This is a genomic window from Corallococcus sp. 4LFB (assembly GCF_046520365.1).
GTDB lineage: Bacteria > Myxococcota > Myxococcia > Myxococcales > Myxococcaceae > Corallococcus > Corallococcus caeni.
Genome location: NZ_JBKGHJ010000214.1, coordinates 1 through 13557 on the forward strand (window position 1 = coordinate 1; position 13557 = coordinate 13557).

At 70.5% G+C, this 13557-nt stretch carries 9 protein-coding genes; 6 read left to right on the plus strand and 3 right to left on the minus strand.

All coding sequences use genetic code 11. From position 1 onward, the window contains the following. Window positions 1-614: 614 nt before the first annotated feature. From ACLEQD_RS22330 to ACLEQD_RS22355, 6 genes are all read left to right on the plus strand, one after another. Complete coding sequence (locus ACLEQD_RS22330; RefSeq protein WP_410386553.1) at window positions 615-3650, plus strand: protein kinase domain-containing protein; 3036 nt, start codon at window positions 615-617, stop codon at window positions 3648-3650. Between the two features lie 20 nt (window positions 3651-3670). Continuing rightward, on the plus strand, window positions 3671-4972 hold the full coding sequence (locus tag ACLEQD_RS22335) for a hypothetical protein (RefSeq protein WP_410386555.1): 1302 nt from the start codon (window positions 3671-3673) through the stop codon (window positions 4970-4972). A gap of 52 nt (window positions 4973-5024) precedes the next feature. Further along, window positions 5025-6539, plus strand: coding sequence for a DUF4215 domain-containing protein (locus tag ACLEQD_RS22340; RefSeq protein WP_410386557.1), 1515 nt, complete (start codon window positions 5025-5027; stop codon window positions 6537-6539). 1276 nt (window positions 6540-7815) lie between these two features. Then, a complete protein-coding gene (locus tag ACLEQD_RS22345) occupies window positions 7816-10254 on the plus strand; it encodes an alpha-amylase family glycosyl hydrolase (protein WP_410386559.1) in 2439 nt (812 codons plus the stop codon). A gap of 64 nt (window positions 10255-10318) precedes the next feature. After that, window positions 10319-10981, plus strand: coding sequence for a pentapeptide repeat-containing protein (locus ACLEQD_RS22350; RefSeq protein WP_410386561.1), 663 nt, complete (start codon window positions 10319-10321; stop codon window positions 10979-10981). Next, a complete protein-coding gene (locus ACLEQD_RS22355; RefSeq protein ID WP_410386563.1) occupies window positions 10978-11496 on the plus strand; it encodes a hypothetical protein in 519 nt (172 codons plus the stop codon). Before ACLEQD_RS22350 ends, ACLEQD_RS22355 begins: the two co-directional genes overlap by 4 nt. Here the strand turns inward: ACLEQD_RS22355 and modC are convergent. The 3 genes from modC to ACLEQD_RS22370 form a co-directional block, all read right to left on the minus strand. Next, a complete protein-coding gene (gene modC / locus ACLEQD_RS22360) occupies window positions 11493-12491 on the minus strand; it encodes a molybdenum ABC transporter ATP-binding protein (protein WP_410386565.1) in 999 nt (332 codons plus the stop codon). The genes ACLEQD_RS22355 and modC overlap by 4 nt on opposite strands. A gap of 70 nt (window positions 12492-12561) precedes the next feature. Beyond that, window positions 12562-13239 carry a molybdate ABC transporter permease subunit gene (modB, locus tag ACLEQD_RS22365; protein ID WP_410386567.1) on the minus strand — a complete coding sequence of 226 codons (678 nt, stop codon included), beginning with the start codon at window positions 13237-13239 and terminating at the stop codon, window positions 12562-12564. Continuing rightward, on the minus strand, window positions 13239-13557 hold a 319-nt coding region (locus ACLEQD_RS22370), incomplete at its 5' end, for a molybdate ABC transporter substrate-binding protein (RefSeq protein ID WP_410386569.1). The genes modB and ACLEQD_RS22370, both read right to left, overlap by 1 nt.

A 13557-nucleotide genomic window follows, 5' to 3' on the forward strand; every position in this document is an offset into this window, starting at 1 on the left:
GCGCGGCCGCCGTGGAGGGCGCCTGTGCGGCATCACCGCCGCGCCACAGCAGCCCCACGGCGGCCACCACGGCCACCAGGCCTGCCCCCACCAGCACCCGGGTGACACCGCGCCCACGCGAAGCACCGGGAGCGGAAGGCTGGGTCGGAACGGAAGGAGCCATGGGAATCCAAATAACCACGGATTCCTTGTTTCAATCAAGCAAAACAGATTGATTGGATTTTTACTGGGTCAGGGGGCTCCTCCCTCTGGTGACTCCGCATGTTGACAGTACGCGTCATCGAAACAGTTCCGCCGTCATGGAATCACGCGGCGGGTGTGACGCGCTTCGCGGAGGGGGGGCCTTGCCACGGTGCTCCAATGACTCTCCGTATGCGCGGAGCACGCCTGTCACACATTGTTGAACCCTCCGCCCGTCTGCCTTCCTGCCTCCCAAGGTCAAAACAGACACGCCCCTTGGGGAATACCGTGAAGTGTCCGCGCTCCAGTGTCCGTGTATGATTTCAAGCCGTGGTGGCAGGCCGGGGGGGCTGTACCCAGCGCACGGATGCACCGGGCAAATCCGCCTGGGCCGCTCCGTGGCTGTGAATGCGTCGCGGGAAAAGTGGCCGGACATGATGAAGAACGAAGCAGGTGCCGCGCGGCGGAGTCCCTCCGCGGCGGGCGTGACGGGTGTGTCCTCGGACCTGACGGACCGGACACAGGCCGCGGACGTGGAGTCGCTCTTCGGAGCAGCGCCCGCGCCCGTGGAGCCGCCGTCGCGCGCGTCCAACACGGGGTCCTCGTCCACCTGGGACGGGCCGGCGCGTCCGGTCACGGGCTCGGGCACGGGTGACACCGGCAACGACACCGGGCCCTCCATCCAGGGCCACGCGCTGCGCCCGGGCATGCGCCTGCAGCACTACGAGCTCATCCGCGAGCTGGGCTCCGGCGGCATGGGCACGGTGTTCCTCGCACGCGACGTGCGGCTGGGGCGCCGGGTGGCCATCAAGTTCCTGCACAGCGAGGACGCCGACATCACCCGGCGCTTCATCCTGGAGGCGCGCGCCACCGCGCGGTGCAGCCACGAGAACATCGTCATCATCTACGAGGTCGGCGAGTTCCCCGGCGGCCCCTTCATGGTGCTGGAGTACCTCCAGGGCAAGCCGCTGACGAAGGTGCTGGGCAACCAGCGCCTGCCGCCCGCGCGCGCGGTGGAGCTGATGGTGCCGGTGGTGAGGGCGCTGGAGTGCGCCCACGAGCAGGGCATCGTCCACCGCGACCTCAAGCCGGAGAACATCGTCGTGACGGACTCGGGCGCCATCAAGGTGCTCGACTTCGGCATCGCCAAGGTGCTCCAGGGCGACGAGCCCGTGGAGGCCCCCGCGGGCGGTCCCCAGGCCCAGCCGCGCCTGCACTCGGTGGAGGGCATGGGCGAGGACGTGTCCAACCTCACCCGCAAGGGCGCCATCATGGGCACCATGGCCTTCATGTCCCCGGAGCAGTGGGGCATCGGCGTGGCCGTGGACAACCGCACGGACATCTGGGCCGTGGGGCTGATGCTGTTCCGCATGCTCGCCGGCAAGCACCCGCTGGATCCGCTGCGCGGCCCGCAGCTGATGGTCACGGGCATGCTGGACGAACCGATGCCGCTGCTGCGGAGCATGGCGCCGGACGTGCCGCAGGAGCTGGCGGCCGTCGTGGACCGCTGCCTGCTCAAGCGCAAGGAGGACCGCTTCCCGGACGCGACCTCTCTCTTGCGCGCGCTGGAGCCCTTCCTCCCCGGCCGCATGAGCCGCGAGCTGCGCGTGGACGAGAGCCCCTACGCGGGCCTCAGCTCCTTCCAGGAGGCGGACGCGGACCGCTTCTTCGGCCGCACGCGGGAGATCGCCGCGCTGGTGAACCGCATCAACGACCGGCCGCTGCTGGCCGTGGTGGGCCCGTCCGGCACGGGCAAGTCGTCGTTCGTGCGCGCGGGCCTGGTGCCCGTGCTCAAGCGCTCCGGCACGCCGTGGGAGGCGCTCGTCATCCGCCCCGGGCGCAACCCCCTGTCGGCGCTGGCCAGCATCGTCGCGCCGCTGATGAGCTCCTCCACCACCATCGAGGACGACCTCCAGGAGCAGCAGCGGCTGGTGGAGCGGCTGCGCGCGGAGCCCGGCTACGTGGGCAACGTGCTGCGCAGCCGCGCGCGGCGGGAGCGCCGGCGCATCCTCCTCTTCATCGACCAGTTCGAGGAGCTGTACACGCTGGTGCCGGACGCGCAGGAGCGGCTGGCCTTCACCGCGTGCCTGTCCGGCATCGCGGACGACGCGACCACGCCCATCCGCGTCATCCTCTCCATCCGGTCGGACTTCCTGGACCGGGTGCCGGAGGACGAGCGCTTCATGGCGGAGCTCAGCCAGGGGCTCTTCTTCCTCACCGCGCCCGCCCGCGAGGGCCTGAAGGACGCGCTGGTGCAGCCGGCGGAGCGCGCGGGCTACCAGTTCGAGAGCCCCGCGATGGTGGCCAGCATGCTGGAGCACCTGGACGCCAGCCAGGGCGCGCTGCCGCTGCTCCAGTTCGCCGCCACCCAGCTGTGGGAGGCGCGCGACGTCACGAACCGGCTGCTCACGGAGAGCGCCTACCAGGCCATGGGCGGCATCGCGGGCGCGCTGGCCAGCCACGCGGACAGCGTGCTGGAGAGCCTGTCCCCGCAGGAGCGCACCCTGGTGCGCGCCCTCTTCCTGCGGCTGGTCACCCCGGAGCGCACGCGCGCCATCGTGTCCCTGGACGAGCTGCGCGAGCTGACGAAGGACACCGGCGAGATGCAGCGCCTCATCGACCACCTGGTGCAGGCGCGCCTGCTGGTGGTGCAGACCGGCGGCGGCGCCACGGGCGCGACGGTGGAGATCGTCCACGAGTCGCTCCTGCACAGCTGGCCCACGCTGCGGCGCTGGCTGGACGAGGGCCAGGAGGACTCCGCGTTCCTGGAGCAGCTGCGCAACGCGGCCCGGCAGTGGCAGGGCAAGAACTTCGACGCGCACCTCTTGTGGCGCGGTGAGCTGGTGGAGGAGGCCCAGCGCTTCCAGCGGCGCTACCGGGGAGAGCTGCCCCGGTTGCAGCAGGACTTCCTCGCGGCGGTGTTCGCGCAGGCGAAGAAGGGGCGCCGGCTGAAGCGGGCGCTGCTCATCGGCAGCGCGACGTTCCTGGGGCTCCTGGTGGTGGCGGCGGTGGTGGCGCTCGTCGTCATCCGCAACGCGCAGCAGGAGGCCGAGCGTCAGGCCCAGGCGGCGCAGGCGGCGGAGATCATCGCGCGCGCCGCCGAGACCAACGCCCGCGGCGCGGAGGCCGAGGCCAAGCAGCGGCTGGCCGAGGTGCAGGCCAAGGAGCTGGAGCGCCAGAAGGCGCAGCAGGCGGCGGAGGCGGCCAACGCGCAGGTGGCGCTGGCCAACCAGGAGCTGCTCAGCAAGAACGACGAGCTGGTGTCCGCGCTCCAGCGCGCCCAGGAGGCGCAGCTGCGCGCCCGCTTCGCCAAGAAGCGCGCCGAGGAGAGCGCCACGACCGCGCGTGACGCCCGCGAGGAAGCCCTCCGCGCGGCGGAAGAACTCTCCACGTTGCTCAAGCGGGAGAAGGAGCGCGTCTCCCGTCTGCAAAACCAGCTGGGCAGTCCGGTCATCGAGGTCCTGAAGTGAGAAGCAACGTGAACAGGCTGATGAGCAGGTCCGCGGTCGTGTTGTCGGTGCTGCTGGCGCTGGAGACCGTGCCCGCGTGGGCGCAGGAGCCGGCGCCCCGCACGGGCACCGCGAAGACGTCCCGGGGCGCGCGCAAGACGGGCGTGCCGAAGAAGTCCACCGCGTCGAAGAAGTCCCCGGCGTCGAAGAAGTCCACCGCGTCGAAGGCCGCGGGCGCGACGAAGCTGTCCGGCACCCGAGCGAAGCGCCGGCGCAAGCCCTCCGCCGCCGACGCCGCGCAGGCGCCCGCGGACGCGCCCCTCTCCGAGTCCCTTCCCCTGCCCCCGCCCCCCGCGCCGAAGGCCCAGGAGGAGCAGGCCAGCGACTCGCTGGAGGGCTCGCTGGCGGGCCCGGCCGGCCCGGCCGGCTCGGAGGAGGAGCGCCCCTGGGCGAAGGGCATCTCCAGGGCGGACCAGGACGCGTCGCTCGCGCTGTTCGGTGAAGGCAACGCGCTGCTGAAGGAGTCCATCTTCGTGCAGGCCGTGGAGAAGTACCGCCAGGCGCTGGCGCGCTGGGACCACCCGGCCATCCACTACAACCTCGCGCTGGCGCTGATGAACCTGGACCAGCCCGTGGAGGTGCACGAGCACCTGGTGGCGGCGCTGCGCTTCGGGCCGGCGCCGCTGGAGAAGGAGAAGTTCGAGTACGCCCGCAACTACAAGACGCTGGTGGAGAAGCAGCTCGCGCGGGTGGACATCACCTGCGCCACGCCCGGCGCCACGGTGACGATGGACGGCCAGCCGCTGTTCGTGGCCCCCGGCCGCTACGAGGGGCTGGTGCGCCCCGGCGCGCACAGCATCGTCGCGACGATGACGGGCTTCGAGCCCAGCGACCAGAGCCGCACGCTCCTGCCCGGTGAGACGACGACGTTGGACTTGAAGCTCTTCACCTCCGACGACCTCATCCGCTACAAGCGCCGCTGGTCCGCCGCCATGCCCTGGCTGGTGATGGGCGCGGGCGTGGCCGTGGCGGGCGGCAGCGCCTTCCTCCACCTCCAGTCCCGCGACCACTTCCGCGCCTTCGAGTCGGGCATCGCCGAGTGCGGAGGCTGCGTCCCGCCCACCGCCGTCGCCGACGAGCGCTCGCAGGGCAACCTGATGCAGACCGGCGCCATCGCCGGGTACGCCGTGGGCGGCGCGGTGCTCGTCACCGGCGCGGTGCTCGCCGTCCTCAACCAACCCAAGCCGTACCGCATCGAACCGGGCCAGGAGGCGGCGACCGTGCAGGTCACGCCGCTGCTCGGCGCGGGTTCGGGCGGTGCCGTGGCCACGTTCCGCTTCTGAGGTCTTTCGCATGACACGCGTCCCCTCCTCCCCGCTCCCTGGCGGCTCCTCCGTGGCGCGCGTCCTGCTGCTGCTGGCCGCGCCGCTGCTGCTCATCACCTCGTGCTTCCAGCCCACCACCGTGGACTGCGCCTCCGGGCTCGTCTGTCCGGAAGGCCTGAAGTGCGCCGCGACCCAGGACGTCTGCATCTCCACGGACTGCGGCGACGGCGTCGTCCAGGACAGCGAGCAGTGCGACGACGGCAACATCGTGGACGGCGACGGCTGTAGCCACGACTGCGCGTCCAACGAGACGTGCGGCAACGACGTCGTGGACCTGGCCAGGGGCGAGAAGTGCGACGACGGCAACACCGTCGACGGCGACGGGTGCAGCGCGGACTGCCTGTCCAACGAGCTGTGCGGCAACGGCGTCGTCGACACGGCCGTGGGCGAGAGGTGCGACGACCGCAACAACACCTCCGGCGACGGGTGCAGCGCGGACTGCCTGTCCACCGAGGTCTGCGGCAACAAGTACACCGACCCCACGAAGGAGGAGCGCTGCGACGACGGCAACACCGTCAGCGGCGACGGGTGCAGCGCGGACTGCCGCTCCCAGGAGAGCTGCGGCAACGGCTACGTGGACACGGCCAAGGGCGAGAAGTGCGACGACGGCAACAACTCCAACGGCGACGGGTGCAGCTCCGACTGCAAGTCCAACGAGACCTGCGGCAACGGCGTCCTCGACACCATCAAGGGGGAGATCTGCGACGACGGCAACAACGTCAGCGAGGACGGCTGCAGCGCGGACTGCCGCTCGGCCGAAGGCTGCGGCAACGGCGTCCGCGACGGCGAGGAGCAGTGCGACGACAAGGGTGAGTCCCCGACCTGCAACGTCAACTGCACCGTGCGCGTCTGCGGCGACGGCATCCTGAACATGACCGCTGGCGAGCAGTGCGACGACAAGGGTGAGTCCGCCTACTGCAACGCCAACTGCACGCTGCGCTCCTGTGGCGACGGCGTGGTGAACACGTCGGCCGGCGAGCAGTGTGACAACCCCGGCCCCGCCAACAGCCCCGCCTGCGACGCGGACTGCACCATCGCCTTCTGCGGCGACGGCTTCACCAACGTCACGCGCAACGAGCTGTGCGACACGGCGGGCAACTCCCGCACCTGCAACGCGGACTGCACGCCCGCGGCCTGCGGCGACCGGTACCTCAACACCGCGGCGGGCGAGCAGTGCGACGACGGGCCCAGCTCCGCCATCTGCGACGTGGACTGCACCCCGGTGGCCTGCGGCGACGGCGTCACCAACACGGCGGCGAGGAGCAGTGCGACGACGGCAACACGAAGACGACGACGACTGCCTGGGCACCTGCAAGCCGAACGTCTGCGGCGACAGCGTGGTCAACGTCAACGGGCCGGACCGCCCGGAGGCCTGCGACGACGGCAACACGAAGACGGAGACCGAGTGCGACTACGGCACCGCGAGCTGCCAGGCGTGCAGCGGCGACTGCAAGGCGGCGCTCGACCTGAAGGGCAACGTCTGCGGCGACCTGATGACGGACCCCACGAACGAGGCCTGCGATGACGGCAACACCGGGACGGAGGACGCCTGCCCCTATGGCACGGCGAGCTGCCAGGTGTGCCGCTTCGACTGCAAGGAGAGCCTGCCCCGGACGGGCAACACCTGCGGCGACGGCGTGAAGGACCCGGACCACGAGGTCTGCGACGACGGCAACACGAAGACGGAGACCGAGTGCGACTACGGCGTCGCGAGCTGCCAGAAGTGCAGCAACGACTGTCAGCAGCTCCTCGAGCTCGGGGGCAACGTCTGCGGGGACAAGAAGCAGGACCCCAGCGCCGCGAACGAGGTCTGCGACGACGGCAACACCACCACGGAGACCTCCTGCCCCTATGGCACGGCGAGCTGCCAGGTGTGCCGCTTCGACTGCAAGGAGGTGCTGACGGCGCACGGCAACGTCTGCGGCGACCTGGTGAAGGACCCCACGAACGAGGCCTGCGACGACGGCAACACCACCACGGAGGTCTCCTGCCCCTACGGCACGGCGGCCTGCAAGCAGTGCAGCGAGGACTGCCAGGAGGTCCTGCCGCTCCAGGGCAACGTCTGCGGCGACGGGGTGCAGGACGTCAACCCCGCGAACGAGGCCTGCGACGACGGCAACACCGCCTCCTGCGGCTCGTGCAGCGCCACCTGCAAGACGAAGACGCTCCAGGCGGCGACCGGCACCATCACGGCCTCCTCCAGCGTGAACATGAATGACGGGGAGACGTTCACCATCAGCGACGGCATCAACACCCCCGTCACCTTCGAGGTGGACCGCGATGGGAAGCTCAAGAACCCCGCCAACCAGCGGGTCCCCGTGGAGAACAACACGACCTCGACGCAGATCGCCCTGCTCCTCCGGGACGCCATCAACGCCGTGATGGAGCCGTTCGAAATCGAGGCGTCGGTCGCGACCAACAGCTCCACGGTGAACGTGACCCACAAGCTGCAGGGCTCCATCGGCAATCAGGCGATGACGGAGCGGATCAGCGCCAGCGCCTTCAAGGTGAACGGGATGAGCGGCGGCAGCGGCTACGACTGCACCGAGGGCACGGGGTGCGTGGGCAACGAGGACTGCGCCCGCGACCTGGTGTGTGGGGCCGACAAGACCTGCGTCCCGGCGCCTTGACGCACCGGGCCATGTCCGGCGTTGTACGGGGGCGCGCGGAGGGGCGCGGGTGGGGGGACGTGCGGTTGACTTGACCGCCGTGGGGGTGGTGAACCGGACGGCCCGGCAGTCGCGGGCCCGGTGGCCTTGCAGCGGTCGTGACCCTCGCTTGCCGCGTCTGGAGCCACATCCATGATGACCCCTCCCCGTCGTCACCGCCGGAGCCCCTGGCTCACGCGGTGGCATCCCCTCGTCGCCGCGGGCTTCGCGTCGGCGCTGGTCTCCTGCGCCACCCCTGAGACGCCTGACGAAGCCCCCGCCCCTTCCGCGCCCGCCGTGGAGGCCCCCGCGCAGCGCGAGCAGGAGCTGCTCAGCTGGACGCTGGGCGCGAAGTACGACGCCACGCAGGCCAACATCAACTTCAACGTGTACTCGTCGCGCGCCACGCGCATCGAGGTGTGGATCTACAAGACGGCCCAGGGCGCGCAGGAGGTCGTGAAGTACGTGATGACGAAGAACGCGACGACCAACGTCTGGTCCAAGTCCGTCTCCGTCTCCACGCTGAAGAACACCTACGGCGTCACCGGCACCGTCTACTACGGCTACCGCGCGTGGGGGCCCAACTGGCCGTACAACTCCAGCTGGAGCAAGACGAACAACACGGTGGGCTTCCTCGCGGACGTGGACAGCGCGGGCAACCGCTTCAACCCGAACAAGCTCCTGTGGGACCCGTACGCGCTGGAGCTGTCGCACGACCCGGTGAACCCCAGCAACGCGGACGCCACGGTGTTCGCGTCCGGCCCGTCGCACCGCTACAAGGACAGCGGCCCGTTCGCGCCCAAGGGCATCGTGCTGGCGCCGGACGCCACGGCCACCGGCACCAAGCCCACGCGCGCCTTCAAGGACGACATCGTCTATGAGGTGCACCTGCGCGGCCTGACGAAGCAGGACACCGGCTCCGGGCTGGATGCCGCCTGTCTGGGCACCTACAAGACCGCGGGCCAGAAGGCCGCGCAGCTGGCGGCGCTGGGCGTGACGGCGGTGGAGTTCCTGCCGCTGCATGAGACGGACAACGGCAACAACGACACGGTCGCGAGCACCGCGGGCGACAACTACTGGGGTTACATGAACCTCAGCTACTTCGCGCCGGACCGCCGCTACGCGTGCGACCAGACGCCGGGCGGCCCCACGCGCGAGTTCAAGAGCATGGTGAAGGCGTTCCACGACGCCGGCATCAAGGTGCTGGTGGACGTGGTCTACAACCACACGGGCGAGGGCGGCGGCTGGGTGAGCGGCGATCCCAGCACGTACAACGTCATGTCGTACCGGGGCCTGGACAACCCCACGTACTACAGCCTCACGAAGGACATGCAGTTCAACTGGGACAACACGGGCGTGGGCGGCAACTTCAACACGCGCAACCCCACGGCCCGCAACGTCATCCTCCATTCGCTGTCGTACTGGAAGGACACGCTGGGCGTGGACGGCTTCCGGTTCGACCTGGCGTCGGTGCTGGGCAACATCCACGAGCACGAGACGGCCACGCACCCGGGCTACGAATACAACCGCGACGACCCGAACACGGCGCTCAACCAGATCACCACGCAGCTGGATCCGCGTCCGGAGGCGGGCGGCGCGGGCACGGACTTCATCGCGGAGCCGTGGGCCATTGGCGGCAACTCCTACCAGGTGGGCAACTTCCCGGCGAAGTGGCGCGAGTGGAACGGCGCGTTCCGCGACACCTTCCGCAAGGACCAGAACCAGATGGGCGTGGAGAACGTGACGCCGGGGCAGCTGGCCACGCGCTTCGCGGGCTCGTCGGACCTGTACTCGGATGACGGCCGCAAGCCGGCCGCGTCCGTGAACTTCATGGTGGCCCATGACGGCCTCACCCTGAAGGACCTGTACTCGTGCAACAGCAAGAACAACAGCCAGCCGTGGCCCTACGGCCCGTCCGACGGCGGCGAGGACAGCAACCACAGCTGGGACCAGGGCGGCAGCGCGACGCTCCAGCGCCAGGCGGCGCGCAACGGCCTGGCGTTCCTGATGCTGAGCGCGGGCGTGCCCATGCTGACGGGCGGCGACGAGTTCCTGCGCACGCAGTACTGCAACAACAACGTGTACAACCTGGACTCGAACAAGAACTGGCTGGACTACGCGTGGAGCGCGGACCAGTCCAACTTCCGCCTGTTCGCCAAGAACCTCATCGCGTTCCGCAAGGCGCACCCCGCGCTGCGCCCGGCCGCGTTCTACAGCGCGTTGGACACCAACGGGAACGTGATGGAGCAGCACCGCTGGTTCAAGCCGGACGGCTTCGTGCCGGACGCGACGTACTTCAACACCGCGGGCAACCACGCGCTGGCCTACCGCATCGACGCGTCGGAGTTCTCCGGTGAGACGGTGGGCGCCATCTACGTCGCGTACAACGGCTGGTCCGCCGCCGTGGACTTCTTCCTGCCGTGGCCGGGCAACGGCAAGCAGTGGTACCGCGTGACGGACACCTGCTCGTGGATCGAGAGCCGGGGCGTGGATCAGGTGCTGCTCAACCCGGGCCTCTCGGACGCGGTGGGTGGCGAGGGCGCGAAGTACGGCCTGTGCGGCCGGGGCGTGCTGGTGCTGGTGGCCAAGTAGCGTGAAGGCCGTGGAGGACCCGGCCTTATCGCCGGGTCCTTCGCGGGTCGGTATAACGCCGGGCATGGCCCAGGACGACAGCGCGGTGGTGAAGCGGCTCCAGCAGGAGGACTCCTTCGAGCGGGAGACCTTCGAGGGGCTGGAACTCCAGGGCGTCGACCTGGTCGACAAGGAGTTCTACCGGTGCACCTTCCTGAACTGCGAGCTGCAGGAGGGCCGGTGGAAGGACACGCTGCTGGAGGCGTGCGTGTTCCAGGGCTGCAACCTGACGCGCGCGAACTTCAACGCCCTCCGGTTGCGGGACGTGCGCTTCGAGGGCTCGAAGCTGATGGGCATTGACTGGACGGGCGTGGCGGCGAACCCGGAGGTGAACTTCGAGGAGTGCGGCATGCCGTACAGCTCGTTCGTGGGGCTGGGCCTGCGCCAGACGTCCTTCGTGCGCTGCGTGGCGCGGGAGGCGAACTTCTTCGACATGGACCTGACGGACGCGGACTTCACCGGCGCGGACCTCACCGGCAGCAACTTCCGCGGCTGCACGCTGACCCGGACGGACTTCTCCGGCGCCACGGGCCTGGTGCTCGACCCCGCGCGCAACAAGCTGAAGGACACGCGCATCCCGCAGGACACGGCGATGTCCGTGGTGCATGAGTTGGGCATGCGCGTGGAGGGCTACCACGCGAAGCCGGCGGGGCGGGGGGCGGCGAAGAAGCCGGGAGCGAAGCGATGAGGGACGGCACGCCGTTCGACCCGGTCGCCGTGGTGCGAATCGGCGCGATGGTGAGGATGGGGCTCGTCGGGCTCAAACAGCTCATCGCCTGGGCGGATGCCTGGGTGATGAAGCTGGACGACTCGCCGCTCTGGCTGCTGGAGCTGTGCACGGCGCCGGATGCCGACACGGCGCTGGGGTTGATCTACGACATTCCGATGCTTCCGTTTGCAGCCACTCCCGAGGAACTCCGCGCGAGGGATGCGGACCACCTGGCGTGCCTGTTCCTCCGCTATCGGCGCGGCGAGCTTTCCTGGGGAGACTTCCTCTTCAAGGGGGGCCAGTTCCTGGACGGAGCGAACGGCCCCTGGGAGTGCGAGGCGTTCTTCATGCAGCTCAACCTGCTGGAGCGCATGGGGTTTCCGGAAGACCTGGTGCGGTCCCAGCGCGAGGACATTGAGCGCGAGCTGCGGGATGCGCTGGAGCGGATGGAGGCCGCGCATCGGCGGTTCGAAGCCGAAGCGCGCGGGGACTAGGAAGCCCTGCCCGCCAGCCGACGGCAGGCGGAGGACTTCACCGCGAGGTACACGCGCAGGCCCGGGGTGATGGACAGCTCGCGCACGGCGGCATGCGTGAGGCGGACCACCCAGTGGATGCCCGCCACGTCCACGTGGGTCGCGCACTCCCCTGCCCCCGCGTCCTCCAGCTTCGTCACGGTGCCTTCGAGCACGTTGCGCGCGGAGACGCCGGTCAGCGGCCCGGTGGACAGGAGGATGTCCTCGGCCGGCACGGCGTAGGCGGCGCGGGTGCCGTGGGGCAGCTCCGGCGCATCCGGCACCCAGAGCGACAGCCCCTCCGTGACGCGCAGCCGCGTGCCTCCGGAGTCAGGATGTTCCAGGGTGCCTTCGAGGATGTTCTCCTCGGGCTCACCGGTGAGCAGGCCGCGCGCCACCGTGCCCAGCACCGTGTCCGCGGGGCCCACGGCCTTCACGGCGCCGCCATCCAACAGCAGGGCCTCGCGGGCCAGGGCTCGGGCTTCGCCGAGCTGGTGGGTCACGTAGAGCAGCGGCACCCGGGCTTCGTCGCGCACGCGCAAGAGGTACGGCAGCACGCGCTCCTTCAACGCGACGTCCAGCGCGGCCAGGGGCTCGTCCAGCAGCAGCAGCGCAGGGTCGGTGGCGAGCGCCCGCGCCAGGGCGACCCGCTGCTTCTCGCCTCCGGACAGCGTCACCGGGTAGCGGTGCAGCAGGGGCTCCAGCTCCAGCAGGTGCACGGCCTCGTCCACGCGTGACGGCCGTCCGGCGCGCACGCCGAAGCGCACGTTCTGTCCGGCGGTGAGGTGCGGAAAGAGCAATGCATCCTGCGGCACGTAGCCCATGCGGCGCGCTTCAGGTGGCACGTCGATACGGGAGGCCGTGTCGAGGAGCACGCGGCCATCCATCACCACACGTCCGGTGGCGCCCCGTCGCAGGCCCGCGAGCACCTCCAGCAGCGACGTCTTCCCGGAACCCGAGCGCCCCAGCACCGCCACCGACGCGGACGTGAAGCGTGCCTCGACCTCCAGCGTGAAGCGCGCCAGGGCAGCCGCAGCGACAGCTCCATCACGCGAGCCCCCGGGCCCCGCGCCGCCGCGTCACCACTTCCGTCACGTACATGGCCCCGAACGCGAGCACCACCGCCACGCCCGCGAGCTTCAGCGCCTCCGCGTCCTGCCCCACCTGCGTGCGCTGGAAGATGGCCAGGGACAGCGTCTGCGTGCTTCCTGGAATGTTGCCCGCCACCAGCACCGTCGCGCCGAACTCCCCCAGCGCCCGCGAGAACGCGAGCAGCGCGCCCGTGAGCACCCCGCGCCACGCCAGCGGCAACGTCACCCGGAAGAAGGCCCGCGTGCGCGTGTCCCCCAGCGTGCGCGCCACCGCCACCAGCCGGGGATCCACTTCCTCGAAGCCCGCGCGCGCGGAGCGCACCAGCAGGGGGAACGCCATCACCGCGCTCGCCAGCACCACCGCCTTGGGCGTGAACACCACCTCCACGCCCAGCGCATCCAGCAGCCGGCCCAGCGCCGAGTCCCGCGCGAGCAACTCCAGCAGCACCAGGCCCACCGCCGTCGGAGGCAGCACCAGCGGCAGGGCCAGCACCGTCTCCACCACGCCCCGCCCCGGGCCCCTCCAACGCGCGAGCGCGTACGCCGCCGCCACGCCCGGCACCAGGATGAGCGCCGTGGACAGGGCCGCCACCGCCACCGTGAACAGCACCAGCCCTGTCAGCCCTTCATCCATCACGGCGAGGGATGCCCCTTGCCCGCGTCCGGTGCCCCGGCCTTCGCCGCGCTCGCGTCCAGGAAGCCCAGCCGACGGAACTCCTTCCGCGCGCCTTCCGTCTGGAGGAAGCGCACGAACGCGAGCCCCGCCTCCGGCGCCTTGCCCCGCGTCAGCGCCGCCGCCGGATACACGATGCGCGGCGCGTCCGCCTCCGGCACCGTGAACACCACCCGCACCTTCTTCGAGCCCAGCGCGTCCGTCGCGTACACCACGCCCGCGTCCGCCCTCCCCGCCTCCACCCGCCGCCAGCCGCCCCTCGAGCGCGTCCACCAGCGC